Source organism: Hyphobacterium sp., assembly GCF_965228115.1.
Lineage (GTDB): Bacteria > Pseudomonadota > Alphaproteobacteria > Caulobacterales > Maricaulaceae > Hyphobacterium.
In genome coordinates, this window is record NZ_OZ245794.1 from 73,381 (window position 1) to 98,842 (window position 25,462).

Consider the following 25,462-nt stretch of genomic DNA (forward strand, 5'->3'; position numbering starts at 1 on the left):
CCCATCAAGTTTCCAAGCGGGGAAAGCACCAATCATGAAAGTTTCGGGACCGGGTTCCGCCTCTTCCGTTTCTTCCAAACGCCGCGCCGGCAAGGCGGGGGGTGAGGGCTTTTCCGTCGACGCCGCACAGGCCAGCAGCAATGCCTCTGTTGCCGCCACCAGCGGCGCGTCTGCGCTGACCTCGGTCGATGCGATTCTCGCCCTGCAAGGCACAGGTGATTTCGCTGGGGCGAAGAAACAAGCGACCGAGCGCGCCTTTTCCCTGTTGGATGTGCTGGATGATCTGAAACTGGCGCTTCTGGAAGGCGGTATTCCGCGGGCCAAGCTGGTCGCGCTGATGGACATGCTGCAGACCCGCCGTGAAGCCACCCATGATAATCGCCTTGAAGCAATGCTGGACGAGGTGGAGACGCGGGCCGCGGTCGAGCTGGCCAAGCTGGAGCGCTAGAGCGCCAAAAACCCCACGGCCTGCTGGGTTTTTTGCCCACAGAATTCCCTCCCCCGTCACCGCATCCCCGCGTTGACTTCAAGGGCAGATTGCGCCATTTCGGGCCCGCCTGTGAGAGGGGCGGTTCTATTTACGGAGTTTGCGTGATGGCGAAGAAAGACGCTTCATCTTCTTCTATCGAGCTGCCGGAGGGCTATAAGCCCACCACCAAGGAGCCGTTCATGAATGAGCGGCAGACCGAATATTTCCGCCGCAAGCTGCAGGCCTGGAAAGACGAGATCCTCCGCGAAAGCAAATCCACGCTGGACACGCTGCAGGAAGATGTCGGCTCGATGCCGGATGTGGCCGACCGCGCCTCCACCGAGACCGACCGGTCTCTGGAACTGCGCACGCGGGACAGACAACGCAAGCTGATTTCCAAAATCGAACAGGCCCTGCGCCGCATTGAAGACGGCACGTTCGGCTATTGCGAAGAGACGGGTGAACCGATCAGCCTGAAACGCCTGGATGCCCGCCCCGTCGCTACGCTCTCCCTGGAAGCCCAGGAACGCCATGAACGCTCCGAGCGGGTGCATCGGGACGATTAGGGGTTATAGATTAAGCGAGGGTTGGTTCTCTTCGTTGAGTCGAATAATCCCAACCAAAAGCCAAGTTTTCTGGTACACAAGATGAGTGCCTAGCGCGAAAACCACGCCGCTTTGCCGGTAGTCGTTTTCATATTTCTCCTTCAACCAATTGAAGGCCATATCGGCATTGCGCGTTTCGTTTAGTCGACGTTGATAGGTAGTGGTGGTTTCCCAATCCTCGCACGTATGTGATCGCTTCTTTCCGGTTGCGTCGCGCCAATTCATCTTGAACTCAAGCGGGCAGACCTCGAAAGGCGATACCTTTCCATGAAACATGCTTTCCTGCGCAGCCGCCGCAGCATGCTTCTTGGTTTCTTTGTCGATCTTCTCTTGGCTTTTGGGGACAGAGAAAAATTCAAAATCAGATGGCCTGATCAGCGTAAGTGAGTGTCCCGCTTTAGCCGCAGCTGAAGTTGATTCGAACAGCATTGAATTCAAATTGCTTTGTTCTTTGGCCGCCGACGATTTGCCAACAATTTGAATTGAATTCGGCTCTACCCGCTGGGTTTCATACCGACCGTCGTGGCCTGGGTCGGTAAACTCGTACTGTATTATATCCCAACGACGGAACTTTTGCGGTTGAAGCAAAGTTCGGTAAGGCACCGGATGTTGCCGGACCCAGCTGCCTCCTGGCGAAATGCCTGCACAACAAACGGTTTCATCGTATTTCCCGCTTGCGTGTGGAAGGGCCTTTACGAGATTAACGCATCTTCCAGACTGTTTATGCAGCCGCCCCAATCTTTTGCACTCCGAGATGCTTAGTTTGTAATTTTAGGCGATCAGAAAGCTCTTTTGCAACTATTGAGCGATGGCAGGTTTTTGGATCCCGCTCATAGCAAAGGAGACAAGCAGAGCTCTGAAACAAGAGTTTTTCAATGTCGTCCAATGCTTGCTTGGCTTCTTGTGACGCCATGACCCCCGCATAGATTTGTCGAAATTTTTTCCAATTGCCGGCGCGAGCTGCTTCGCGGCCATCCTTTGGATCGCCCAGTTCGCGAAAGTGAACATAGTCGATGCCTTCTTTCGCCAAGGCTGAAGCCAATGCTGTCTTTGAAAAGCCCTTGCGACGTGACTGAGCTCTTTCCCGAATGTCGACCAAAATGTCGACATCGGCCAGTTTTAGAGTTTCGATGAAGTCACCGAGCGTTGCGGCTTCGTAGCCGATAGTTGAAAGCATGGTTTCCTCCCTGCCCTTAATCTCGCGGGGTTCGGTTAACGATTCAACTAAAACGCAACAGTGCTAGTTCAAGAATTCTTATCCCCACCTCTCAAACCTCGGGCACAATGCTTCCACCTCACACCTTATGGAGCAGCGGGCTGCAGGCCGTCTGTATGTCTTGGGAGTGAGGGGGTGCCTCGAGTGGGGTAGGGGTTTCCTCCCCCGCAAGCAGGGGAGGCACCAAATCGTCATCCCGGAGGTCGCGAAGCGGCAGTCCGGGACCCATGCCGAGCCGTCATCATTCCAGCATGGGTTCCGGGTTCGCACTGCGTGCGCCCCGGAATGACGCAAGGGAAGACGCCAGACACTACCTGGGTCCCTCGGACTTGATCCGAGGGTCCATCTCTTCTTGATTGATAGATGCCCGGGTCGAGCCCGAGCACCCCGGCCAAGATGGAATTGACGATGGCCCCATTCACCCTCCAGACCCTGAAAGCCGGTGAGGCCGATCAGCTTTCGCCCCTTGCGCCGGACGTGTTTGATAATCCCATCGACCCGGCAACCGCGCGGGCGTTTCTGGCCAATCCGGATAATCGCCTGATCGTCGCCAGAGACGGTGAGTTGATCATCGGTTTTGTGTCCGCCACGCGATTGATCCATCCCGACAAGCCTGGCGGTGAGCTGTTCATTCAGGAGGTCGGCACCGCACCGGATTATCAGCGCAAGGGCGTTGCGTCCGCTTTGATGCGGGCTCTGTTTGAAGAGGCCCGAGCCATGGGCTGCAAGCTGGCCTGGTTGGCGGTGGACACCGATAATGAGGGCGCGCTTGCCTTCTATGAGGCCATTGGCGGCAAGCCTCCGGAGCGCCAGTTTCATATTGATTTCGATCTGGAGTGATTTGCTTCGGCTTGTTGCTACAACAACCAGTCCATCAAAGCGTCACCCTCCGACTTGATCGGAGGGTCTCTAGGACAAGATCGTCCGGTCAAGCCGGACGATGACGAGGGAACATGTCAAATCCAGATCCCGGATCGCGGCTGCGTCCGGGATGACCGCTACGCGGCACAAAAATAACCCCTGCCGCCGGAGCGACAGGGGCCAAGGTGCGCCACTGGGTGGTGGGCGTGTGCTCCGGGCTGAGAAGCCCGGAGAAACCTAAAACGGCCAGATGATGTCGAAGACTTCCTGACCCACGCGGGGGCGTTGCACATCCGAGATATGGCCGCGGCCGCCATAGGAGATGCGCGCTTCGGCGATCTGGGTGTGGCGGATCGTATTGTCCGAGGCGATGTCCTGAGGACGCACCACGCCGGAGATTAAAAGCTCGCGGACCTCGTTATTGATGCGCACTTCCTGCCGCCCGGTAATGGCGAGATTGCCATTCGGCATACGGCCGGTGACCACGGCGGCGACAGAAAGATTGATCGTTTCGGCTCGTGTCACCGCTCCGGTGCCGGTGTGCGATCCGTTTGATCCGAAACTGGTGATCGAGGCCGGGTTGATCGCATCATTGAAGAAATCGCCCAGCTCGGCTTCCAGACCCAGGAAGTTGGTGAAATCACTATCCTCTGCACTGGTACGCGAGCGGTTGGTGGAGTTCTGCACATTCGCACTGTCGGAAATGTTGATATTCACGGTCAGAATGTCGCCGGGATGGGCCGCGCGCGGATCACCGAAGAAGGTCTGGCGGCCCGGCGTCCACAGCGAGTTGGTGGGCGCAGCTTCATAGGCCGCCGGAATGGCCCCGGCATGGCCATACTGATGGGGCGCAGACTGTTGCGGCTGGCCATATTGCGGTTGGCCATAGGCAGGCTGGCCATAAGCTGGGGCGTGTTGCTGTGGCTGGCCATAGGCGGGCGGCGCGCCATAGGGCGAGGTATGCGGCGCTTGCGGATTGTGCGGGCTGGTGGCGTAGAGCGCCGGGTTTTCAATCGGCGACAGGCCGGGCGTCGTGCCCACCTCCGTCAGCCTTTGGGCGGTGGAGCAGGCGCCGAGTGACAGCGCGGCGGTCAGCAGGAGAAGCAAGCGTTTCATATTCTTATCCCAGGGCTGTAAGTGGCAGTTATTGTTCTTCTTGTTGATCAGGCCATTTGTTGACTAAGACGGTCCGGCGGAGACGACGCGGGCGCGGCCGGGGCCTTCCACCATCGCATCCACCGTCCGGTTGGATTGAAGGTTCACAAAGCGGGCAATCTCGTCAGCTCCCGCATCTTCCAGAGCACGGGCGCGCGCCGTCAGTGACAGGCCCGGTACGCTAAAGACGAGGGAGACGATCTCACCACGCTCGACTACGACGGGCGTCTGTAAATCATAGGCGCGGAGGGCCTCACCGGGGCGCAGGGCGCGTCGCGCTTCGCGTCCGATCATCTCGTCAATGTGCATCACCGCATCAGCGCGCAGGCGATCGGCGCGGACGGGCTGCCAGTCAATGTCGGCATGTTCGATGACATGACCGGCGGGAATGGCGCGGGCGAGCACCGGCACGTCCAGCGTCGCATAGGCGCGGCCATTGAGGCGCACCGGCGCGGCCCCGTCATAGGCAATCAGCTCGCCCTGAAACACGCCGGCATTGGCATTGAAATCAAAGGCGGCCAGTTGCGGCAGGCCGGAACTGTCGAGCGGAGCATGAATATTTTCCCCGCTGGCCAGCTGGATCTCATACTCATTGCCATCGCGGGAAAACAGCTCGGCGGAGATGATCTCCTCAATGAGGTCGGTATCGATCATCCGGCTGGCGCGCTCCACCGTAATGCGGCGCAGGCGGTTGGGGTTCGACCAGGTCAGGCCGTTCTGACGGGCCTGCTGGATCACATAGGACGGGTCGATCGAGGTCCGGCGGCCCGGTTGCGGCGCGCGGACGATAACCGCGCTGGCGGCTTCGCCGTCGATCTCGAACAGATCGCCGAGCGTCACCACGCTGCCTTCCACGCGCACCGTATCGCGCAGGATGACCGGCCCGTCCGCGAAGGCGACCAGCACTAGCTGCGGCGGCGGCAGGAAGATCAGGGCGAGGGCAAAGAGGAAGGTTTTCATGGGTTCGTCCTCAGCGCAGGTTCGAGGAGGTCGACAACATCTCATCGGACGCCGAGATCACCCTTGCATTCATCTCATAGGCCCGCTGGGCCTGGATGAGGGCGGTGATTTCAGAGACCGCATTGACGTTGGAGGTTTCCACAAAGCCCTGACGCACTACGCCAAATCCGCTCGAGCCCGGCGTGCCCGTGGTGGGGGCGCCGGACGCAGCCGTCTCGGTGAAGAGATTATCGCCGCGCGCTTCCAGACCCGCTTCGTTGAAGAAGGTGGACAATTCCAGCTGGCCGACGATCTGGGCATCGGGCTGGCCGTCGATGATGGCCTGAACCTGCCCTTGCTGGTTAATCGCGACATCGCGTGCGCCCTGCGGGATGGCAATGCCCGGCGCCACGGTAAAGCCATCGGTGGTGACCAGTTGGCCATCCGGGCTGATCGCGAAATTTCCGGCGCGGGTAAAGGCATCTTCGCCAGAGGGCAGCTGAACACGGAAATAGCCTTGCCCGGAAATGGCGAGGTCATAGCGATTGCCGGTCTGCGTCAGGCTGCCCTGTTCGGTAATTCGGTAGACCGAAGCGGCTTGCACACCCAGACCCACCTGAACGCCTGTGGGCACGATGGTGCCCGCATCAGAGGAGGAGGCGCCCATGCGCTCCACACTCTGATAGATCAGATCCTGAAACTCGGCGCGCTGTCTTTGAAACGCGGTCGTGTTCATGTTGGCGATGTTGTTCGAGATCACCTCGACATTCATCTGCTGGGCTTGCATGCCCGTTGCGGCGGTAGTGAGAGATCGCATGGCTTAACTCCCTTTAGACGCGGCCGAGGCGTTCAATCGCCTTCCGGCTCAATTCCTCGCCCTGCGAGAGGAAGCGGGAAACGGATGAATAGGCCCGCATGGTCTCGATCATGCGGGTCAGCTCCAGAATGGGCTGGACATTGGAGGTTTCGACATAGCCCTGGCGGAAGGCGATCTCGGTCGCGATCTCGGCGGGGTTGTCCTCCATCGTGGTATAGCGGCTGGCACCGGATTTCTGCAGTGCCGCCAGGTTTTCAAACCGGTAAACGCCCAGCCGGGCGATCTCGGCATTATTCTGAACCAGCGCGCCATCTTCGGTGATGCGCACCTGGCCTTGGGCCGGGTCGATCAGGATGGGCGCGCCCAGATCATCGAGCACCAAAGCGCCATCAGAGGCGGCCAAGCGGCCTTCATTATCAATGCGAAAGCGGCCATCGCGGGTATAGAGCGCGTCGCCATTGGCCGCTTCAACCTGGAAGAAGCCATCGCCTTCCAGCGCGACATCCAGTGAGCGGCCGGTAAAATCCAGACTGCCTTCGCTAAAATCGCGGCCCACACCATAGGCATCGACATATTGAAGGTCGCTGGGGCCATCCTGGGCTTCGGCGGTGGGAGCTGGCTCGGCCCGCATCAACAGGCTTTCAACGTGAAATCCGGGCGTGGAGGCGTTCGCGATATTGTTCGCGACGATATCCATTTCGCGGCGCAGCGTTAGCTGTCGCGAAAGCCCTATCATAAGAGCATTATCCATGGCGCATTCCGTCCGTTCTGGAGCGTTATGTTTTTGACGCCGTCTTCCGCAGCGCTTTCCAAACGCATTGCATCCCGCGTGCCATGGTTAATTTCATTGTATTTCAGTGAGTTGGGACGTGGGCATCTCGCGTGCTGTTAAACGAACCGGCAGTTTCCGGCCTACAAGGCGGCAGGAATTGCCGGGTGAGCACCAAATGCAAACGCCTCGTTAACCGGAGCGGGCCTTAATCGGCCTGAATCACAAGGGGAATCGGAGCCACGCCATGGCTGACGAAAACGAAGAGATTGAAGACGAAAACGCTGAAGCCGAAGACGGTGAAGACGGCGAGGGCAAGAAGAAAAAGCCCGGCTTGATGAAGCTGGGCCTGTTTATTGGCCTGCCGGTCATCATTCTCGCGCTTGGCGGAACCGCGGCCTTCCTGCTTTTATCAGGCGGCGGCGATGAGGCCGAGCTGGCCGAAGCCGGCGAGCATGGCGAAGAAGCAGCCGGCGAACATGGCGCCGGCCCTGCCGAAGAAGAAATGACTCTGGTCGAGCTGCCGGAAATGCAGGTCTCGATTTCCAACGGCAATGGCGGATTCTCGATCCTGCAGATGCAGCTGGTGTTCGAAACACCTGACGAGCATTTCGCCGAGCATTTTTCGGAGACCGAACAGAACCGCATTCGCGACCAGTTCGTGGCTTTTTTGCGGGAGCTGCGCCCGGAAGATCTGGCCGGCAGTGCCGGCTATCAGCGTGTCCGCATGGAGCTCCTGCGCCGCTCCCAGCTGGTGCTCGGCGATGACCGGGTTCATGCTGTGCTGATTACCAACATGCTGATTGTCTAGAGGTTTGAATGGCTGACGCTGCAGAAGCCCCGGCACCTGAAGAGGAAGAAGCCCCGGCTGCGGAAGGCGCAGACGGCTCCGGTGATGATCTCTCCGAAGAATGGCAGTCCATGGTCGGCGATGAGGGCAGTGACGGTCAGGCGGGTGCACCGCCGGAACGCATCCTAAATCAGGACGAGATCGACAGCCTGCTCGGCTTTTCCATGTCCGATGAAGACGACGCGGATAAGTCCGGCATCCGGGCTATTATCAATTCGGCGTTGGTCTCCTATGAGCGCCTGCCCATGCTGGAGATTGTCTTCGACCGCCTAGTGCGGCTGATGACGACGAGCCTGCGCAATTTCACGTCGGACAATGTCGAAGTCAGCCTCGACAATATCTCGTCCATGCGCTTTGGCGACTATCTAAATTCCATCCCACTTCCAGCTATTCTGTCGGTCTTCCGCGCCAAACAGTTGGACAATTACGGCCTGCTGACGGTCGATTCGAACCTCATTTATTCGATTGTGGATGTGTTGTTGGGTGGTCGGCGGGGCACCAGCGCCATGCGCATCGAGGGTCGGCCCTATACGACGATCGAGCGCACGCTGGTTCAGCGCATGATCGAAGTGGTCTTGCAGGATGCCAAAGCCGCATTCGAGCCCCTGACCGAGGTCGACTTTGCGCTCGAGCGGATTGAAACCAATCCGCGCTTTGCCGCCATTGCCCGCCCCGCAAACGCAGCCATTCTGGTCAAGCTGCGCGTGGATATGGAAGACCGCGGCGGGCGTGTTGAATTGCTTTTGCCTTACGCGACCCTTGAGCCGATCCGGAAAATGCTGCTTCAGCAATTCATGGGGGAGAAATTCGGCCGCGATAATATCTGGGAAAGCCATCTGGCAACCGAGCTCTGGTCGACCCGCATGGAAGTCCTCGCAGTGCTGGATGAGCTGAGAATGCCGGTGGGCAAGGTTATGAATATGAAGGTCGGCGACACCTTCTTCCTGGATGCCTCGCCTGAAAGTTTGGTTGAATTGAAGTGCGGCATGATCCCGCTGACGCGCGGGCGCATGGGCCGGCTGGGCCATAATGTCGCCGTACGGCTGGATTCTCCGCTGACCACCCGTGCCAAAAAAGCCTTGATGAGGACTACATGACCCTGGCTACGCTCGTATTCGAAGGCGCTGTCGCGCTGCTCGTTCTTCTCGCTGCCGTGATGATGTGGCGGGTCGACGCCAAGCTGCGCGCGCTCCGCTCTGGTCAGGATGGTATTCGTGATTCCATCATTGCGCTGGATGAAGCTTCCGAGCGCGCCCGCGCCAGCCTGGCCAGCCTGCAACGCGCCGCCCGCGAAAGCGGGGAGACGCTGCAGGATGATGTCCGCCGGGCTCAAGGCTTGTCGGACGAGCTCCGCTTGCTGGTCGAAGCAGGTGATCGCCGCGCGAATGACATTGCCGCGCGTCCGCGCCGGAAAACAATTGCCGAGCATTTCCCGGAGGGCGGGCGCAAGACCGTGTTCTCTGATCTGAAGGATGTGCGTTAGTCATGAAGCCTGTCCGCGTCCTCGCCACTGCCGCCATACTCGCCGGCGGCCTGTTCATTCTCAAAGCGTTGGAAGTCGGTGTCAGCGCAGCCGACGCTTTCGCCACGCGCTCTGTTGAGGACGAGCCAGCGGAAGCGGCCGCCGACGAGCCACAGGCTAACCCGCTTGCCGAGAATTCTCTTGGTACGTCGGTGTGTGAGGCACCCGATGAGGCGGGAACCGCTGGCAGTTTTGCCATGCGCGCGGCGAATGCCGGCCTGTCTCCCTCCGAAAGGGATATTCTATCCTCGCTCGTTCAGCGGCGCGCGGCTCTCGATGCGCGTGACCGTGAATTGGATACCCGCGAACAGCTGCTGGAAGTGGCCGAATCCCGTGTTGATGAGCGCATTGAAGAACTGCGTCAGCTTCAGGCGGATATTGATGCGCTGCTCGGAAACTTGTCCGAGCTTGAAGCCGAAGAAATGCGGCGGCTTGTGGCCATCTATAACCAGATGGAGCCGGATGCGGCCGCCGAGCGCATTGCCGCGCTTGATCTCGAGACCCAGGTCCAGATCATTTCGCGTATGACCGCTCGCCAGGCGGGCCCGATCATGGCGGAAATGGAAGTTCGTGATGCAGCGGCTCTGACCTCGTTGATCGCGGCGCGCCGTGATGTTCCTGAAACCGCAGCAGAGCTGGAGGCGCGGCTTGGCTCTGAGGGCTAGCCTCCTTGCCGGCCTGACAGGTCTGGCCGCTCAAGCTGCTGCCTATGCAGCGGAACCCGTTACCTTTGCCGTTGAGCAAACCGGCGGTGTCAGCCGGATTGTCGTCAGCTACCCGGAAACTTTTGGCGACAACCGTCCGTCTGCCAATGCCGAAATTCTCGGCGGTCAGGTACTCGTTGTCCGCTTCTCTGAGCCGATTGAAGGCAGCGCTGCGGCTGTTGCTGCAGAGCTTCCCGGACAAATCGCCTTGGCGCGCATTGATCCCGACGGTCAGACGCTGCGGCTGGCGCTGCGCGATGACACGATAACCCCGCAGATTTCCAACTCTTATCACCTGTTGGCCATTGATCTTGTGCCGCCTGGCGTGTCTGGCCTGCCGGATATTGTCTCCCCGCGTGAACAGGCCGAGATCGATGCAGCTGAAGCGGCGGCAAATGCACCGCCCCCGCCGCCGCCACCGGCGCTAAACGTGGCGGTGAACTTCGCCCAAGCGACGGAATATACCCGGATCGAGCTGATCTGGCCGGAAATTGTCGCGTACGAGCTGGTCCAGAACGGCAATATCGCAACGGTGGCTTTTTCTGCGCCTGCCGAGATGGATCTGGCCCCGCTGCGCGCATCGCCCCCTCGTTTTCTTGAAACAATTGAAGGTGAGCGCGGCGAAGCCGACCATGAATTGCAGATCACGCTGGAAGAGGGGTCGACGGCGCGCATCTGGGATGAGGGTGAGCGGATCGTCATTGATCTTCTATCCGCCGATGCCACGAACCCGTCCGACGTGCTCGCCGCCCTTGCCGAGCTGGCAGACGCCCAGCGTGAAGCAAATGCGGCAACAGATCCGGCTGAGGACGACGTCGCTCGTGATGTTCCGCCCCCGGTAGAGGACACCCCGGCCAGTGTCGAGCCGGAGGTCGAACCGGGCTCGCCCATTCCTGTCCCGGAGCTGGACGCCGAGACCCTGAATTATACCCGCGAGGTGCGCGCCGACCCGGTCCCGACCAGCGGCGTCGTGACGGCGCAAGCGCGAGAGAATGAAGGCGAGCTGATCACGGTGTTTGAATGGGCCGCCCCGGTGGGCGCGGCAGTCTTTCAGCGCGGTTCGGCGATCTGGATCGTGTTTGATGCGGAAGCCGAGCTGAACCTGGAGGAAATCGCACACGGACGGCGCGGCCATGTCATTGGCTACACGACCAGCCGGGGCGAGGGTTACTCCGCTGCCCGGATCGTCGTGCCGGATTCCACGCAAGCCGAGGTTTTTCGCGACGCCAATGCCTGGCGCGTTGTGTTTTCCGAGCGCATTGAATCCCCGCCGCGGCCCATTTCCGTCGAGCGCGACGCCCGGCGTGGCACGGCTGCGCGCATTCTCGTGGAACTCGATCAACCCGGAGAACCCCTCTGGGTCGATGATCTCGCCGTCGGTGACATGCTCGCCGTTATCACCGGGCGGGGACAAATCCAGGGCGCGCCGTCGCGCCGCGACTTTGTGGGCATGTCGCTGCTGCCCTCCAGCCAGGGCGCGGCCTTCGAGATCATGGCCGATGACGTCACCATGAGCCGCCAGGGTGAGGTGATTGTGCTGGCGCGTCCGGAAGGCCTGGCGCTGTCGCCCACCTCCGACAGTATTCTCGCCAGTGGGCGGCGCAGCCTGGATTCCCCTGCCTACATGGATTTTGTACGTTGGCAGGGTGAAGGGGCTTACTGGCCACAATACCGCGCGATGTATGCGCAGGCCGCACGCGGCGATACGACAGATCGGATTGCGCTCGCGCGTTTTCTGATCGCCAACGGGCTGGCCGCTGAAACACTGGGCATTATAGAAGTTGCGATTGACCGGGATCCGGCGGTGCAGGGTGACCCGCACGCGCTGGCTCTGGCTGGAGTGGCCAGCCTGATGATGGGCCGGATCGACGAGGCACATGCCGCTTTCAGTGCGCCCGAGCTCCGTAATGATCCAGGCGCCTCGCCCTGGAGGGCTCTGATCGCCGCTGAGCGCGAGGAGTGGGAAGAGGCCAGCCGGCGCTTTGCCGCCTCCCGCGAAGCGCTTTTTGATTATAGCGCGGACTGGCAGGCCCGCTTTTACGTCCGTCATGCCGAGACCGCGCTGGAGCTGAACGATTTCGCCGCGGCGACCGAATTGCTGCGTCAGGTCGAGGCCGCCAGCCCGTCCCGAAAGATTTCCGCCCGCGCCGCCTTAATCGAGGCCCGGTTGGCGGCGGTGTCTGGTGATACCGCGACAGCCATCGACCGGCTCGAGCGCCTGTCAGTGTCCGGCCTCGCAGAGATTGAAGCTCTGGCTCTGCTGGATCTCTACAAGCTGCAGATCGAACACGATCTGATGTCGCCAACCGAAGCGGTGGAAGCCCTGGAGATGCTCCGCCTGCGCTGGCGGGGCGATACGACCGAGCTGGAAACCATGACGCTGTTGGGTCAGCTCTATGTGCGCGAAGGCCAGTACAGTGAAGGGTTGCAGATCATGCAAACGGCTCGCGCCCAATTCCCAGACAGCCGGGCTTCGCGCCGAACCGGTCAGGAAATGGCCAGGATATTCAATGAATTGTTCCTCGATGGCGAAGCCGATCGCCTTGACCCGATTGAAGCGGTCGCATTGTTCTATGAGCACTCTTATCTGACGCCGATTGGTGCGGATGGCGACCGTATGATCCGGCGATTGGCCGACCGTCTCGTGGCCTTTGATCTGCTGGAACCGGCGGCGCAATTGTTGGCCCACCAGGTCAATGAACGACTGCGCGAACCCACCGCGCGCGCAGGGGTCGGCACTGATCTGGCGGTTATCTATTTGATGGATCACCGCCCCGGCGAAGCGTTGACCGTTATCCGCTCAACACGTGTCGCGGGTCTGCCGATGGACATGGTTGAAGAGCGCCGCGTACTTGAGGCTCGCGCGCTCTCAGAACTGGGCCGCCATGAACATGCTCTGGAATTGATCGAACGCGATACATCAGAGCGCGCCCGCCGCTTGCGGGCCGATATCGCCTGGGCACGCCGCGACTGGCCGGATGCCGGGCGCCGGATCGAGGCCGCGCTGGCCAATCGCTGGCAGGATGAAAGCGATCTTTCGATTGATGAGCAGGCAGACGTGCTGCGTGCCGCTATTGCTTACAATCTCGCCGATGATCGCGACTCCATCGACCGGCTGACCAGCCGCTATGGCGAGCAAATGGCGGCGACTGATCAGGCCGAAGCCTTTGAGGTTCTGACCCGCCAGAATTCGGTTTCCGCAGATGCGCAGATCGGGGATCTGGCACGCCAGATTGCCGGTGTGGACACGCTGGATGCGTTCATGAGTCGCTTCCGCGACCGCTTTTCAGAAGGGGGCGATCCCGCCTGACCCTGGCTAAGTGGGCGGCGTGACGGTCGCAAAACTCTGAACCAGCGAGCCGGTGACCAATCGCCAGCCATCGACCAGCACAAAGAAAATCAGCTTGAACGGTAGCGAAATCACAATGGGTGGCAGCATCATCATGCCCATCGACATCAGGATTGATGCCACCACCAGATCAATGATCAGGAACGGGATGAAGAGCAGGAAGCCGATTTCGAAAGCCCGCCTCAACTCTGAAATCATGAAGGCGGGGGCCACCACATGGAAGGGCGTTTCCTCGGCACTTTCAGGAGCCGGACCTTCCATGAAGCCAATAAACAGTGCCAGATCATCCTCACGCGTGTGGGCCAGCATGAACGTTTTGACCGGTGCGCTGGAGGCGTCAAAGGCTTCGGTCAGCTCCATCTCACCGTCCAGCAGCGGGCGCACGCCCTGCTCATAGGATTGGCTGAACACAGGCGCCATAATGAAACCGGTCAGGAAGATGGCGAGTGAAATCAGCACGGCGTTCGGTGGGCTTTGCTGCAAGCCAACGGCGGTCCGAAGCAGCGACAAGACGACAACGATCCGCACGAATGACGTGGTCATGATCACGATCGACGGAGCCAATGATAGCACCGTCAAAAGCGCCATCAATTGCAGGACGCGCTCGGTCAGCGTGCCTTCATCGCCCAGATCCAGCGTAATGCCCGGCCCGGCAGGGGCCGCGGCCAGCGCCCCGCCTGTCAGCAGCAGGAAACTGCCCAGCACGGCCAGCCATCCAGCCCAACGCGGCAGTCTCATGATTGCGCTCCATCGGGATCGGGCAGAACCGTTTCTTCATTTGCGCCTAACAGGAGCGTGCGTTCCTTGCCGTCGATTTCGACGATGACGAGGCGGCGTCTGGGGTCCAGGACCAGCATTTCGACCACCCGCATCCGGCGCTCGCGCTTCATGCCGGCCATTTGCCCGCGCGACAGGCCCGACAGCAAATTTGCTAGCCAGCCTTGCCGCGCGCCCAGCGCCAACAGGCCCAGAAGGCCCAGCACAACGGCCAGCGCGGCGAAATAACGGGCGAAGTCCAGAACGTCCAAGGTCGGCAAATCCTTCCTGTTTAACGCAGTGTTAAGCGGCGCAGCCCAGCTTCACGATCAACAGACCGGAGTTAGAAAGTGAGTCTGGACAACGCGCCAACACTGGCAATCTTGCGTGAGTCGATGGCTTTTCACAGCCAGCGGCATGAATTGCTGACGCGGAACATCGCGAATGCGAATACGCCCGGCTACACGCCGCAAGATTTGTCCGAAGCCGATTTCCATCGGGCATTGCAGCGCACGCTGAATAATTCAGCGAGCGGGGAGGTTGCTGCGCGCCGTTATCAGGCAGAGGAACGGCCCGATAGCGAGACCACGGTCAACGGCAATTCCGTCATTCTAGAAGAACAGACGATCCGCGCGCAGGAAAACCGCCTGCGCTACGAAACGGCGCTGACGCTTTACCAGAAAAGCCTCGGCCTGATGCGGATGGCGGCCCGGCCGCCCGGACAATAGGAGCGGATGAATGTCTGACGCCTCTGATGCAATGACTGCCGCTGCTGCCGGGCTTCGTGCCCAATCGGCGCGTATGCGGATCATCGCGGAAAATATCGCCAATGCGAATTCGACCGCCGAAACACCGGGCGGCGACCCGTATCGTCGCCAGATGCCGGTCTTCGAGGCCGAGCTGGACCGCGCGACAGGTCATGAAACCGTGCGCATGACGCGTGCGGCGCCGGACATGTCCGATTTCCGCCTCGAATATGAGCCGGGCCATCCGGCGGCGAATGAAGAGGGTTATGTGCGCTATCCGAATGTCCAGACGCTGGTTGAGCTGATGGATATGCGCGAAGCGCAGCGGTCCTATGAGGCCAATCTCAACATGGTGGAATCCAGCCGGCGCATGATGGAGCGTGCGCTGGATCTCCTGCGCCGTTAGGAGGCTAGGTCATGGCCATGGATCCCGCAGGAATTCGCGCTTACCAGCAGCAAATGCTCGAAGCAGCCGGTCAAGCCGCTGGCACGCCCAAGGTCGAGGAAACCGCTGGCGCGCAGTTCACAGAGCTCGTTCAGGGTGCACTGGAAGCGACCAATACGTCGCTGGCGCAAGCCGAGCAACTCACCGCCAGCGCCGCCACCGGCCAGGCTGAACTGGTCGACGTCGTCACCGCCGTGGCCGCCGCCGAGGTTCAGCTGGAAACCGTCATGGCAGTCCGCGATCAGGTGATCCGCGCCTACAATGAAATCCTGCGCATGCCGATCTAGTTTGCGGTTCTATCGCTAGTGTTCTGGGGCCCTCGGACTTGATCCGGGGGCCTATGTTTTTTGGGGATGGATGCCCGGGTCGAGCCCGGGCAGCCCGGAAATAAGACTACTCCGCCTGCGTCGCCTCAATCCAGGCATAGACCCGCTCCTCCAGAATGGAGAGCGGCATCGCGCCCTGAGACAGGATCACGTCGTGAAACTCGCCCATGGTGAACTCTTCACCGAGGGCGTCCTGGGCTTCCGCCCGCAGGCGAAGGATTTCCGCCATGCCTATCGTGTAGGCCGTGGCCTGCCCGGGAATGACGATGTACCGGTCAATAGCATTGACAATGTCGCCTTGCGGGTTCGGCGTGTTGGTGGCGAGGTAATCCACCGCCTCCTGGCGAGTCCAGCGATAGTGGTGCAGACCGGTATCCACGACCAGACGGCAGGCGCGCCACAGCTCCATCGCAAGACGGCCAAAGTTTGAATACGGGTCTTCATAAAAGCCCATCTCCAGCGGTAGATACTCGGTATAAAGCCCCCAGCCTTCGGTATAGGCCGTCACGCCGCCAAAGCGGCGGAAGGCGGGCACGCCTTCAAGCTCCTGCATGATGGCCAGCTGCATGTGATGGCCGGGAATGCCTTCATGATAGGCCAGCGCTTCCATCTGATAGGTTGGCATGTCGCGCATATCGCGCAGATTGGCGTAATAGCGGCCCGGGCGGGAGCCATCTTCCGCCGGTCGCTGGTAGAAGGCCTTGCCCGCTGAGGCTTCGCGGAAGGGTTCGACGCGCACCACTTCCATATCGGCCTGCGGGAAGGTGTTAAAATAGGCCGGCAAGGCGGCTTCCATTTCCGCGATCATTCGGGTGGCCTCGGCCAGATAGGCATCCCGGCCTTCATCCGTATTGGGATAATAGAACTGGTCATCTGTCCGCATGAATTCGAAGAAATCCTGCAAGGAGCCTTCAAACTCGACCTGGGTCATGATGTCTCGCATTTCGCCATGAATGCGCTCCACCTCGGAGAGCCCGAAATTATGGATCTCCTCCGGCGTCATGGAAGTCGTCGTGTAGCCCTCCAGAAGGTAGGCATAGTATTCGCCGCCATCCGGCATGGTCCAAGCGCCATCGTCGGTTCCCGTCTCGGACTCCATGGTTTCAAACATGGCGATCAGGCGTTCATAGGCGGGTTGAACCACATCGGTGAGAGCGGATTCCGCTTCGGCGATAAGGCGCGCTTGTTCCTCTTCGGATACTTCCAGTCCTTCAACCTTGCGCCGGATATCGCCCATAAGGGGCGAGTCCTCACCTTCGGTAAAGGGGTGACCCGAAATGATATTGCGCGAGGTGGCAATGAGTGGCGCATAGCTCCACTGCGCGGTGGCAATGCCCTGATCAAAAGAGCGCTGTGCATTCGCCATTTGCTGGTCGAGATATCCGCCGACGCCATTCAGGCGCGCGATATAGGCCTCTGCATCCTCCAGCGAGGTCACGCGATGCTGCGCGATCATGAATGAGGGCACAAAGCTGTGCGCGCCAAAAAGCGGCGTGAACGTATAGCCGTGATCGGACCAGCGGCGGCCCTCGACCTGGCGTTCCACATTGCGCTCGAACATGCGCCAGGAAATCCGGGCCGACTCGTCCAGACGGTCAAAGTCGAAATTCTCGCGCATATAGGCCAGATTGGCTTCCGCGATCTGTATGCCTTCTTCCGCAAATTCCGGCGTGAAATCACCCCATTGGTCGTAATTGGTCCGGCGTCCGAGGAAAGACTGTGTGATCGGCGAGCGGGCAACGCCCTCCTCATAGACCTCTTCAAACCAGGCGTTCAGACGCGCGACCTCGGCAGGATCAACGGCGGGCTCGGCCGGATCGGTCGCGGCCACGGTTTCCTGAGACGCCGTGTCATTGTCGTTGGCCGCGCTGGCCGGTGCCGGATCGGCGGGCAGTTCCGAACTTTCATTCGACGGGCTGCACGCAGCCAGCAATGCGGCCAGCGAAACCGAGGTCAAAAAGGCAGGGACGTGTTTCATCAGATTTATTCCCCTTCGTTCAGGCTTGCTTCGATATAGGCATCGACCAGATCGCTCATCAGGGTCAGCGGCACTGACCCGCTGCCCAGAATCACGTCGTGAAACTCGCCATAGTCGAACTGATCGCCCAACGCATCCATCGCGCGCTGCCGCAATTCAAGAATGGTAAGCATACCGGTCTTGTATGAAATCGCCTGTCCTGGCCAGACGATATACCGGCGGACTTCATTGCGGATATCGCCTTCGGTCATCGGCGTGTTTTCCAGCATGTAATCCATCGCTTCCTGCTCGGACCAGTCATAATGGTGGATGCCCGTATCCACGACCATGCGTGCGGCCCGGAAGACTTCGTAACTCAGCCGTCCAAAATCCTGATAGGGGTCGGTGAAGAAGCCCATATCCTTTCCCAGGGCTTCGGCATAAAGCGCCCAGCCTTCGCCATAGGCGGAATACCAGGTCGTCCGCTGGAACATAGGAACATTGTCCAACTCCTGGCTGATGGCTACCTGCATGTGATGGCCGGGATTGCCCTCATGATAGGCGAGCGTTTCCATCTGGTAGATCGGCAACTCGTCCATGCGAGACAGGTTTACGTAATACGCACCGGGTGCGGACCCATCCAGCGGGCCGGGCTCATAGAAGGCCCCGGTCGCGGTTTCGATCCGGTATTGTTCAACGGCGCGAACCTCCATCTCGGCTTGCGGTAACCGGCCAAAATAGCTGGGCAGTTCTTCTGTAATCCGGTCGATGAAGGCTGTGGCCTCGGCGAGGTAGCGCTGCCGGCCCTCTTCGGTGTTTTCATAATAGAATTGCGGATCGGTACGTGTGAATTCAAAGAAGTCCTGCAGGCTCCCCTCGAATTCCACCGTTTCCATAATGGCGCGCATTTCGTTGTGAATTCGATCAACTTCAGCCAATCCGGTTTCATGCACCCATTCCGCGTCCAGATCTTCGCGAGTCGTGAAGTTCAGAACCTGCGCCTGATAAAAGGCTTCTCCGCGCGGCAAACGGGAGACCCCGTCAATCTCGATGCGTTGGGCCAATTGCTCATGTTCGCCCATGACATTGATCAGGCGTTCATAGGCTGCCCGGACCGGGCCGGTCAGCGCCGCCAGGGCCCGCTCGCGCAGGGCATCTGCCTGATCCTCTTCGAGCTCCAGACTGTCCAGCTTGGTCAGGAAGTCGTTCCAGAGTGGCGAATTGTTTTCACTGTCGTCAAACGGCGCACCGGTGATCATGCCCTCTGATGTGCTGATAATAACCGGATAGGCGAAAGCTGGTGGCAGAACGCCATTCTGAGCACGCGCATCTGCCTGATTTATGAGGGTCTGATAGACATCGCCCAGACCTTCAAGGCGCCGCACATAGGCTTCGATATCCTCAAAGTCCGAGACACGGTGATAGCCGATCAGCATCGACGGCAGCTGGCTATGAGGACCGAAGAACTGGGTGAAAATATAGGTGTGATCCCAGAACTCACCCTGAGCCAGCTGGTTCTCCAGTACAAATTCAGCAAAGCGAAAGGAAACTTGCGCTTCCGGCGTCAGGGCCTCGAAATCGAAATCGCTGCGAAGAGTGGCCAGATCCGTTCTGGCCCGGTCCAGACCCGCCTGAAAGGCCGCTTCAGAGACATCATTCCATTGGCCATAGGCTTCGCTGTCCTCTGTCAGCCCGAGGAAGGTCTGGCCGAGTGGGCTGAGCGCCAGCTCCCGTTCGAACTGGGCATCAAAGAAGGCCAGCAAACGCTCGGTTTCGGTCTGTTCAACTGCCGCTGTCTCGGCCGTGCCAGATGTGTTTTCTGCAGGTGCGGGTGCAGTGGCCTGGGCCTCTGGTTCATCAGCCGGTTGCACGCAGGCCGTCAGCAAGGCCAAGGCGCTGGCGCCAATCAATAATGGACGCATGAAACTCTCCCCTGAATTCATCGCGTTTACGAATATTGACTCTTTCTTAACGCGAACGCCCGGAGCGTAAACTCACCATTCGGTTATGTTTGCAGTGCGGAGAAGCCGCATGAACGGTTCAGAAGTGCTTGATATCGCCCGCGATGCGATCTGGTTGATGCTGGCCATGGCGGCCCCGGTTATGCTGATTGGTCTGGCGGTGGGCGTGGTCATTGCGTTGTTTCAGGCATTGACGCAAGTGCAGGAAATGACGCTGGTTTTCGTCCCGAAAATCATCGCCATTTTCGTCGCTTTGCTGATATTTCTGCCCATGATGGGCGCGCTGATGGCGGCCTTCATGAACGGTATTTTTGACCGGATCGTCGCGGCATGATCGCAGACCTGTCGACGCTGGTTTTTGCCGGGGCACTGATTTTTGCGCGGCTGGGCGCGATTCTCATGCTCCTGCCTGGCTTTGGCGAAGGCAGCATTCCGCCGCGGATCCGGTTATCTTTTGCCCTGCTGTTTGCATTGGCGCTGGGCCCTATGCTGGCCAGCGAACTGCCGCCTCAGCCCGAACAGCCCATGGCGATTGCCGGACTGATCATGGTTGAAGTGATTATCGGTCTGATGATCGGCGCGGTGGCACGCATGTTCATGATGGCGTCTTCGGTCGCGGGCCAGGTTATCGGTCAGCAAAGCGGCCTCGCCATGGCGCAATTTTTTGACCCCTCTCAGGGTCAGCAAGGCGCGCTGTTATCCACCTTCCTGAACCTCACCTTCATCCTCTTGCTGTTTGTAACCAATGTGCATCATCTGCTCTTACAGGCGGCGCAAGGCTCCTACATGCTGTTTCCCATCGGTGAGATGCCAATGGTCGAGGATGCCGTCCAGTGGGCGCTTCAGGCGTTTATCGACGCCTTCCGCATCGGCGTGCAGATGGCTTCGCCGCTGATCGTTTTTGGTTTGGTATTCTATTTCGGGCTGGGCATCCTCTCCCGGCTGATGCCGCAGGCGCAGATTTTCTTCATTGCCATGCCCTCAAACATCATGGCGGGTATGTTCATTTTTGCCATCGCGCTCGGCTCGATCGCCACGCTCTGGCTCTCTCGCATCGAGCAATTCGCTGTGGAGTTCAGATAGGCCATGGCGGAAGACCAGGACGAAAGTCAGAAGACCGAGGAACCGACCGCGAAGCGCCTGCAGGACGCGCGCAAGAAGGGCGATATTCCCAAGTCCCAGGAAATTCCGGGCTGGTTCGTGCTGGCCTCTGGCCTGGTCGTGATCGGCTTGATGGCACCGGGCATGGTGCGGTCGCTGTCGGGCGATCTCAGCCTGTTTTTTTCCAATGCCCACGTCATGAGTGTTGAACCGGCCGCCTTGCGCGCAGAAAGCCTGGCGCTCGGCTGGCGCGTGATCGCGGCGTGCGGGCTGGCTTTTGGATTGATTGCTCTGGCCGGTCTGGCGGGTCATCTGATCCAATCGGGCCTGATCTTCACAGCTGAGAAGATGCAGCCCAAGCTCGACAAGCTCAGCCCGGTTGAAGGGTTCAAACGCATGTTCGGGCCACAGGGCATCGCCAACTTTCTGAAAGGCGTGGGGAAAATGGTGATCGTGGCGGCGGCCGTATTCGTGGTCATCTGGCCCAAGCGCGGTGAGCTGGCTGGCATGCCTCAGGTCGACCTGCCCGCTGTGATGATCATCATCCGCAACGATATTTTGTTGGTGCTGGTCGCCGCACTGGTGGCCTATGCCTTTATCGCCGTGGCCGACTACGTTTTTCAACGCCAGAACTTCATGAAGCGTAACCGCATGTCGCGCCGCGAGATCAAGGATGAGCTGAAACAGACCGAGGGCGACCCGCAAATTCGCGCCAAGCTGCGCCAGATCCGTCAGGACCGGGCCCAGAAACGCATGATGGCCGCCGTGCCGGAAGCCACCGTCGTCATTACCAACCCGACCCACTTTGCCGTCGCATTGAAATACGAGCAGGGCGAAACGCCAGCACCGGTTTGCGTCGCCAAAGGTGTCGATCAGGTTGCGCTGAACATTCGTGAACTGGCGGAAGAGCATGATGTGCCGATTGTCGAGGACCCGCCGCTGGCGCGGGCGCTGTTCGCCAGTGTTGAGGTGGATGAAACCATTTCGGCTGAACACTTCCAGGCTGTCGCCAAAGTTATTGGTTACGTGCTGACGCTTTCTGGAAAGCGCGCGCAAAGCGCACAACCGGGTTAAGCTCCGCATAGCGGAGTTTGATTCGCATAAGGATGATGCCCATGGCCGAGATCACCGAACCGCTTGAGCCCGCCGAACCGGCCTCACTGTCCCGCAATATGAGGCGCCGCCTGCAATGGGCGCTGGGGCTGGGCGTGCTGGGTGTGGCCGCCGTGGGATTGTTCGCCGCCTCTGCCATGGTGTGGAGCGGATTTATCCTGCTGTGCGGTTTCGCGATTGCCGCCTTCCTGATGCTCTACGCGCTGGCAGCCGGAGAGGCTGCGGGCAAAACCATGCGCCAGAAAGCCGACAAGCATGCCGAGCCTGGCCCGGCCGGGCTGGCGCTGGAAGCGCTGGAAAGCCTGCAGGACCCGGTTCTTGTCACTGACCGCCGTGGCGCGGTGCGCTGGGGCAATTCGGCTTATCGAGAGCTGGCCGGACATTATTCCTCGACCGGGCAGGCGAAAACCCTGCCGGCGCTGGAGCGCATCTGGGCGGCCAGTGGCGATGGCGTCATCTACCGGCTGGCACGCGCAGCCCGTAATGGCGAGTTGGCCAGGGAACGCCTGCCGGATCTGCCCGAACAGCAAGGCCGCGTCTCGCAATACACGCTGGAGGCGCGCCCCTCCGGCCTCGATCACATCGCCTGGCGGCTAATGCCGGTGCATGATGTCACCAGCGCTGCGGGCGGGGTGCCGGTCGAAAACTGGGCGGATAAATCGCCGGTGGGCCTGTTTGCCCTGACCGCGATTGGTGAGCTGATTGTGGCTAACGCGACCTTGCGCGACTGGCTGGGGCTGCAACCGGACGAGGCGTTGCCATCGTTGGAAGACCTGTTTGGATCTGCCGACGCGAAATCTCTGATCCAGTCCAAGGATGATGAAGAGGTGTGCCGCTTTGATCTGCGCCTGAAAGGACGCGACGGGCTGGAAACCGATGCCGTCGTGACGCTGGAGTGGGATGAGGGCAAGAAAGGCGGCGCGCGAGGTGTAATCTACGGCCTGACCACGACAGGGATGCCGCCCGGCGTCGCCCTGGCCATGGCCGGGGCAACGGGCGGAAAAAGTGGCCGTACGCTGGATGACATGTTTGTTGCCGCGCCCTTTGGAGTCGCGCGCCTGTCCGGGTCTGATCCGGCCACGGCCATTCTCGAAGATGCCAACCCGGCGTTGGCCGAGATGTCAGGTGGGCAAGCCAAATCCGGCGTGGTGTTTGCAAATCTTTTTGACTGGGATCAGGGCCGTACCTGCGAGGAGGTCTTCTCCAAAGCGACAAAGAGAGGCGAACCTGCCGAAGCGGTTCTTAAAACCGATCCGCCGATCGATATCCGCCTTGTGTTTTCGCCGGCCAAGGGTGGCAAGCGCGCCGCCTACATGATCGATGTGACGGCGTGGAAAGAGCTCGAGCGCCAGATGGGGCAGGGCAACAAGATGCAGGCGGTCGGCCAGCTGGCCGGTGGTGTCGCCCATGATTTCAACAATCTGCTGACGGCGATCCGCCTGAATGTCGACGAATTGCTGGGCCGTCACCCTGTCGGGGACCCGTCCTATGGCGAATTGCAGGTGATCAATCAGACGGTGGCACGCGCGGCAGGGTTGGTGAAAAAACTGCTCGCTTTCTCGCGCAAACAGACCTTCCGCATGGAAGCGCTGGATGTGGCCGATGTCCTGTCGGACTTCACCGTGCTGCTCCGCCAGATCCTCGAAGAAACCGTCAAGCTGGATATCGTGCATGGCCGCAATGTGCCGGCGATCCGCGCCGATAAGGGCCAGCTGGAAACGGCCATCATGAATCTCGCTGCCAATGCGCGCGACGCAATGCGCGATAATGGCGGCGGCACCCTCACCATTCGGACGTCCTCAGTATCGCCTGAAGACGTCACGGCGGCCGGGGCGCCTGATGTGGAAGAGGGCGACTGGGTGCAGATCGAGGTCATCGATCAGGGCACCGGCATGGATGAAGAAACCAAGCAGAAAATCTTCGAGCCCTTTTTCACCACGAAGGCAGTGGGGCAGGGAACCGGGCTGGGTCTTGCGACAGTTTACGGCATCGTCAAGCAATCCGGTGGCTTCCTGTTTGTCGATTCAGAGCTCGGCAAGGGCTCGACCTTCCGCATTTTCCTGCCCGCCTATGTTGCCAGCGAAGATGAAGCCCCGGCGCCTGTAGAAAAGCAGGCGGTTGAAGCGAAACCAGCTGATCTCGCGGGCAAGGGCCGACTGCTGCTCGTTGAGGATGAAGACGCCGTCCGGGCCATTGCCGCCAAGACGCTCGCCAAGCGAGGCTATGAAGTCGTTGAAGCTTGCGATGGCGAGGAAGCTTTCGACATATTGAGCGAGGATGAAAACGGGTTTGACCTTCTGGTCTCTGATGTTGTGATGCCCGGCCTGGATGGCCCGGGGCTTCTCGAAAAGGCCGCAGATTTACTCAAAGACACGCGCGTCATCTTTATCTCTGGCTATGCCGAGGAACAGTTTTCCGACACGCTGTCGCGTAAACAGGACGTCTCCTTCCTGCCCAAGCCCTTCACACTGACCCAGCTGGCCGAACGGGTGAAGCAGGTCCTTAACGGTGAAGTTCGCGACGCAGCCTGACAATTGGTCCCGCCGCGCACTCAAATGTTCCCCTTGCGTTCCGGGAACAAATCCGGTACAAACCCCTTGATTGCTCCCCGGTGGGAGACGTGAAATAAGGGGAAGTATCAATGGCCAAAGCAGCGATTCGACTGGTGAGCGACGTGGATAGCAACAAGAAAAAAGCGCTGGATGCGGCGCTCTCTCAAATCGACCGGGCCTTCGGTAAGGGCTCGGTGATGAAGCTGGGCGAACGTCCCGAAATGGATATTGAATCGGTGCCCACCGGTTCACTGGGTCTGGACATTGCTCTGGGCATTGGCGGACTTCCCAAAGGCCGCATCATCGAGGTCTACGGCCCGGAAAGCTCCGGTAAGACGACGCTCGCCCTGCATTGTGTGGCGGAATGTCAGAAGCGCGGCGGTGTGGCGGCCTTCGTGGACGCCGAGCACGCGCTGGATCCGGTTTATGCCGGAAAGCTCGGTGTTGATGTCGGCGAATTGCTCGTCTCCCAGCCGGATGCAGGCGAACAGGCGCTGGAAATTGCCGATACGCTGGTGCGTTCCGGCGCGGTGGATGTGCTGGTCATTGACTCTGTTGCCGCGCTGACGCCTCGAGCGGAACTCGAAGGCGAGATGGGCGATAGCCTGCCAGGCCTTCAAGCACGTCTGATGAGCCAGGCGCTGCGCAAGCTCACAGGATCGATCTCGAAATCCCATTGCATGGTGATCTTCATCAACCAGATCCGCATGAAGATCGGTGTCATGTTCGGCTCTCCTGAAACCACGACGGGCGGCAATGCGCTGAAGTTCTATTCCTCCGTCCGTTTGGATATCCGCCGCATTGGTCAGATCAAGAACCGTGACGAGGTCATTGGCAATCAGACCCGTGTGAAAGTCGTCAAAAACAAGGTGGCGCCACCCTTCCGCGAAGTGGAGTTCGACATTCTTTATGGCGAAGGCATTTCCAAGATGGGCGAAATTCTTGATCTTGGCGTCAAAGGCAATGTGATCGAGAAATCTGGTTCCTGGTATTCTTATGACTCCGAACGGATCGGGCAGGGTCGCGAGAATGCCCGGCGCTTCCTCTTGGAAAATCCGGATATTGCCAATGCGATCGAAACCAAGGTCCGGGCCAATGCTGGTCTGATCGCGGACGAAATGCTGGTGGGCCCATCCGAGGAAGACGGTCTGGATAAAGAGGACATTGCCGACGCCGGTTAAGGGCGCGCATTCCGGTCCCTTTTCACAGCTCTGCAGTAACGGGTGCTTGGCGAAGCCGGGCACCCGTT

The 25,462-nt window shown here is 59.9% G+C and carries 26 protein-coding genes; 16 read left to right on the plus strand and 10 right to left on the minus strand.

The annotated features are described in order from the left end of the window. The first annotated feature begins 34 nt into the window (after positions 1–34). Both ACO079_RS00830 and dksA read left to right on the plus strand, forming a co-directional pair. Positions 35–448: a flagellar assembly protein FliX gene (locus tag ACO079_RS00830; protein WP_421791078.1), complete on the plus strand. Its 414-nt coding sequence runs from the start codon at positions 35–37 to the stop codon at positions 446–448. A 146-nt stretch (positions 449–594) separates the two neighbouring features. Further along, the gene (gene dksA / locus ACO079_RS00835) at positions 595–1,035 is read left to right on the plus strand and encodes an RNA polymerase-binding protein DksA (protein ID WP_421791079.1); all 441 of its coding nucleotides are present in this window, start codon (positions 595–597) and stop codon (positions 1,033–1,035) included. Between the two features lie 3 nt (positions 1,036–1,038). Here dksA and ACO079_RS00840 read toward each other — a convergent pair whose 3' ends face one another. Further along, positions 1,039–1,812, minus strand: a complete 774-nt coding sequence (locus ACO079_RS00840) for a hypothetical protein (protein WP_421791080.1) — start codon at positions 1,810–1,812, stop codon at positions 1,039–1,041. Further along, a complete protein-coding gene (locus ACO079_RS00845) occupies positions 1,796–2,251 on the minus strand; it encodes a DUF488 family protein (RefSeq protein WP_421791082.1) in 456 nt (151 codons plus the stop codon). Before ACO079_RS00845 ends, ACO079_RS00840 begins: the two co-directional genes overlap by 17 nt. A 447-nt stretch (positions 2,252–2,698) precedes the next feature. Between ACO079_RS00845 and ACO079_RS00850 the strand changes: the two genes are divergently transcribed. Then, positions 2,699–3,130, plus strand: coding sequence for a GNAT family N-acetyltransferase (locus tag ACO079_RS00850; RefSeq protein ID WP_421791084.1), 432 nt, complete (start codon positions 2,699–2,701; stop codon positions 3,128–3,130). 258 nt (positions 3,131–3,388) lie between these two features. On the opposite strand, the gene flgH is transcribed toward ACO079_RS00850, so the two are convergent. From flgH to ACO079_RS00870, 4 genes are all read right to left on the minus strand, one after another. Then, complete coding sequence (gene flgH / locus ACO079_RS00855) at positions 3,389–4,267, minus strand: flagellar basal body L-ring protein FlgH (RefSeq protein ID WP_421791085.1); 879 nt, start codon at positions 4,265–4,267, stop codon at positions 3,389–3,391. A gap of 63 nt (positions 4,268–4,330) precedes the next feature. Continuing rightward, positions 4,331–5,266 (minus strand): flagellar basal body P-ring formation chaperone FlgA, encoded by a 936-nt coding sequence (gene flgA / locus ACO079_RS00860; protein ID WP_421791086.1) that lies wholly within the window; start codon positions 5,264–5,266, stop codon positions 4,331–4,333. A gap of 10 nt (positions 5,267–5,276) precedes the next feature. Then, positions 5,277–6,062, minus strand: coding sequence for a flagellar basal-body rod protein FlgG (flgG, locus tag ACO079_RS00865; RefSeq protein ID WP_421791088.1), 786 nt, complete (start codon positions 6,060–6,062; stop codon positions 5,277–5,279). Between the two features lie 13 nt (positions 6,063–6,075). After that, positions 6,076–6,813 (minus strand): flagellar hook-basal body complex protein, encoded by a 738-nt coding sequence (locus ACO079_RS00870; protein WP_421791090.1) that lies wholly within the window; start codon positions 6,811–6,813, stop codon positions 6,076–6,078. A 265-nt stretch (positions 6,814–7,078) separates the two neighbouring features. Here ACO079_RS00870 and ACO079_RS00875 point away from each other — a divergent pair, with 265 nt between their 5' ends. Genes ACO079_RS00875 through ACO079_RS00895 form a run of 5 tightly spaced genes read left to right on the plus strand, consistent with a single transcriptional unit; the run spans position 7,079 to position 13,217 of the window. Then, the gene (locus ACO079_RS00875) at positions 7,079–7,642 is read left to right on the plus strand and encodes a flagellar basal body-associated FliL family protein (RefSeq protein ID WP_421791091.1); all 564 of its coding nucleotides are present in this window, start codon (positions 7,079–7,081) and stop codon (positions 7,640–7,642) included. A gap of 8 nt (positions 7,643–7,650) precedes the next feature. Next, a complete protein-coding gene (gene fliM / locus ACO079_RS00880; protein ID WP_421791093.1) occupies positions 7,651–8,778 on the plus strand; it encodes a flagellar motor switch protein FliM in 1,128 nt (375 codons plus the stop codon). Further along, positions 8,775–9,164, plus strand: a complete 390-nt coding sequence (locus ACO079_RS00885; RefSeq protein ID WP_421791095.1) for a DUF6468 domain-containing protein — start codon at positions 8,775–8,777, stop codon at positions 9,162–9,164. Before fliM ends, ACO079_RS00885 begins: the two co-directional genes overlap by 4 nt. A gap of 2 nt (positions 9,165–9,166) precedes the next feature. Further along, positions 9,167–9,868, plus strand: coding sequence for a MotE family protein (locus ACO079_RS00890; protein ID WP_421791096.1), 702 nt, complete (start codon positions 9,167–9,169; stop codon positions 9,866–9,868). After that, positions 9,852–13,217 (plus strand): hypothetical protein, encoded by a 3,366-nt coding sequence (locus ACO079_RS00895; protein WP_421791097.1) that lies wholly within the window; start codon positions 9,852–9,854, stop codon positions 13,215–13,217. Before ACO079_RS00890 ends, ACO079_RS00895 begins: the two co-directional genes overlap by 17 nt. Positions 13,218–13,223: 6 nt before the next feature. Here ACO079_RS00895 and fliP read toward each other — a convergent pair whose 3' ends face one another. Continuing rightward, positions 13,224–13,994, minus strand: a complete 771-nt coding sequence (gene fliP, locus ACO079_RS00900; protein ID WP_421791098.1) for a flagellar type III secretion system pore protein FliP — start codon at positions 13,992–13,994, stop codon at positions 13,224–13,226. After that, a complete protein-coding gene (locus ACO079_RS00905; protein ID WP_421791099.1) occupies positions 13,991–14,284 on the minus strand; it encodes a flagellar biosynthetic protein FliO in 294 nt (97 codons plus the stop codon). Before ACO079_RS00905 ends, fliP begins: the two co-directional genes overlap by 4 nt. A 78-nt stretch (positions 14,285–14,362) precedes the next feature. Between ACO079_RS00905 and ACO079_RS00910 the strand changes: the two genes are divergently transcribed. From ACO079_RS00910 to ACO079_RS00920, 3 genes are read left to right on the plus strand one after another with little or no spacing between them, the layout of a single operon-like run. Further along, positions 14,363–14,740 carry a flagellar basal body rod protein gene (locus ACO079_RS00910; RefSeq protein WP_421791101.1) on the plus strand — a complete coding sequence of 126 codons (378 nt, stop codon included), beginning with the start codon at positions 14,363–14,365 and terminating at the stop codon, positions 14,738–14,740. A 10-nt stretch (positions 14,741–14,750) separates the two neighbouring features. Then, positions 14,751–15,164, plus strand: a complete 414-nt coding sequence (gene flgC / locus ACO079_RS00915; protein ID WP_421791103.1) for a flagellar basal body rod protein FlgC — start codon at positions 14,751–14,753, stop codon at positions 15,162–15,164. A gap of 17 nt (positions 15,165–15,181) precedes the next feature. Further along, positions 15,182–15,490 carry a flagellar hook-basal body complex protein FliE gene (locus tag ACO079_RS00920; protein ID WP_421792981.1) on the plus strand — a complete coding sequence of 103 codons (309 nt, stop codon included), beginning with the start codon at positions 15,182–15,184 and terminating at the stop codon, positions 15,488–15,490. Between the two features lie 106 nt (positions 15,491–15,596). Here ACO079_RS00920 and ACO079_RS00925 read toward each other — a convergent pair whose 3' ends face one another. Then, positions 15,597–17,507: a DUF885 domain-containing protein gene (locus ACO079_RS00925; RefSeq protein WP_421791105.1), complete on the minus strand. Its 1,911-nt coding sequence runs from the start codon at positions 17,505–17,507 to the stop codon at positions 15,597–15,599. 5 nt (positions 17,508–17,512) lie between these two features. Beyond that, the gene (locus ACO079_RS00930; RefSeq protein ID WP_421791106.1) at positions 17,513–19,408 is read right to left on the minus strand and encodes a DUF885 domain-containing protein; all 1,896 of its coding nucleotides are present in this window, start codon (positions 19,406–19,408) and stop codon (positions 17,513–17,515) included. Between the two features lie 109 nt (positions 19,409–19,517). Here ACO079_RS00930 and fliQ point away from each other — a divergent pair, with 109 nt between their 5' ends. From fliQ to recA, 5 genes are all read left to right on the plus strand, one after another. Continuing rightward, entirely contained in the window at positions 19,518–19,781 is a 264-nt protein-coding gene (fliQ, locus tag ACO079_RS00935) for a flagellar biosynthesis protein FliQ (protein ID WP_421791108.1), read from the plus strand. Continuing rightward, entirely contained in the window at positions 19,778–20,530 is a 753-nt protein-coding gene (fliR, locus tag ACO079_RS00940) for a flagellar biosynthetic protein FliR (RefSeq protein ID WP_421791109.1), read from the plus strand. Before fliQ ends, fliR begins: the two co-directional genes overlap by 4 nt. Positions 20,531–20,533: 3 nt before the next feature. Next, on the plus strand, positions 20,534–21,622 hold the full coding sequence (gene flhB, locus ACO079_RS00945; protein ID WP_421791111.1) for a flagellar biosynthesis protein FlhB: 1,089 nt from the start codon (positions 20,534–20,536) through the stop codon (positions 21,620–21,622). 41 nt (positions 21,623–21,663) lie between these two features. Next, positions 21,664–24,192 (plus strand): ATP-binding protein, encoded by a 2,529-nt coding sequence (locus ACO079_RS00950; RefSeq protein ID WP_421791112.1) that lies wholly within the window; start codon positions 21,664–21,666, stop codon positions 24,190–24,192. A gap of 110 nt (positions 24,193–24,302) precedes the next feature. Further along, positions 24,303–25,394, plus strand: a complete 1,092-nt coding sequence (recA, locus tag ACO079_RS00955; protein WP_421791114.1) for a recombinase RecA — start codon at positions 24,303–24,305, stop codon at positions 25,392–25,394. The last annotated feature ends 68 nt before the right edge of the window (positions 25,395–25,462 follow it).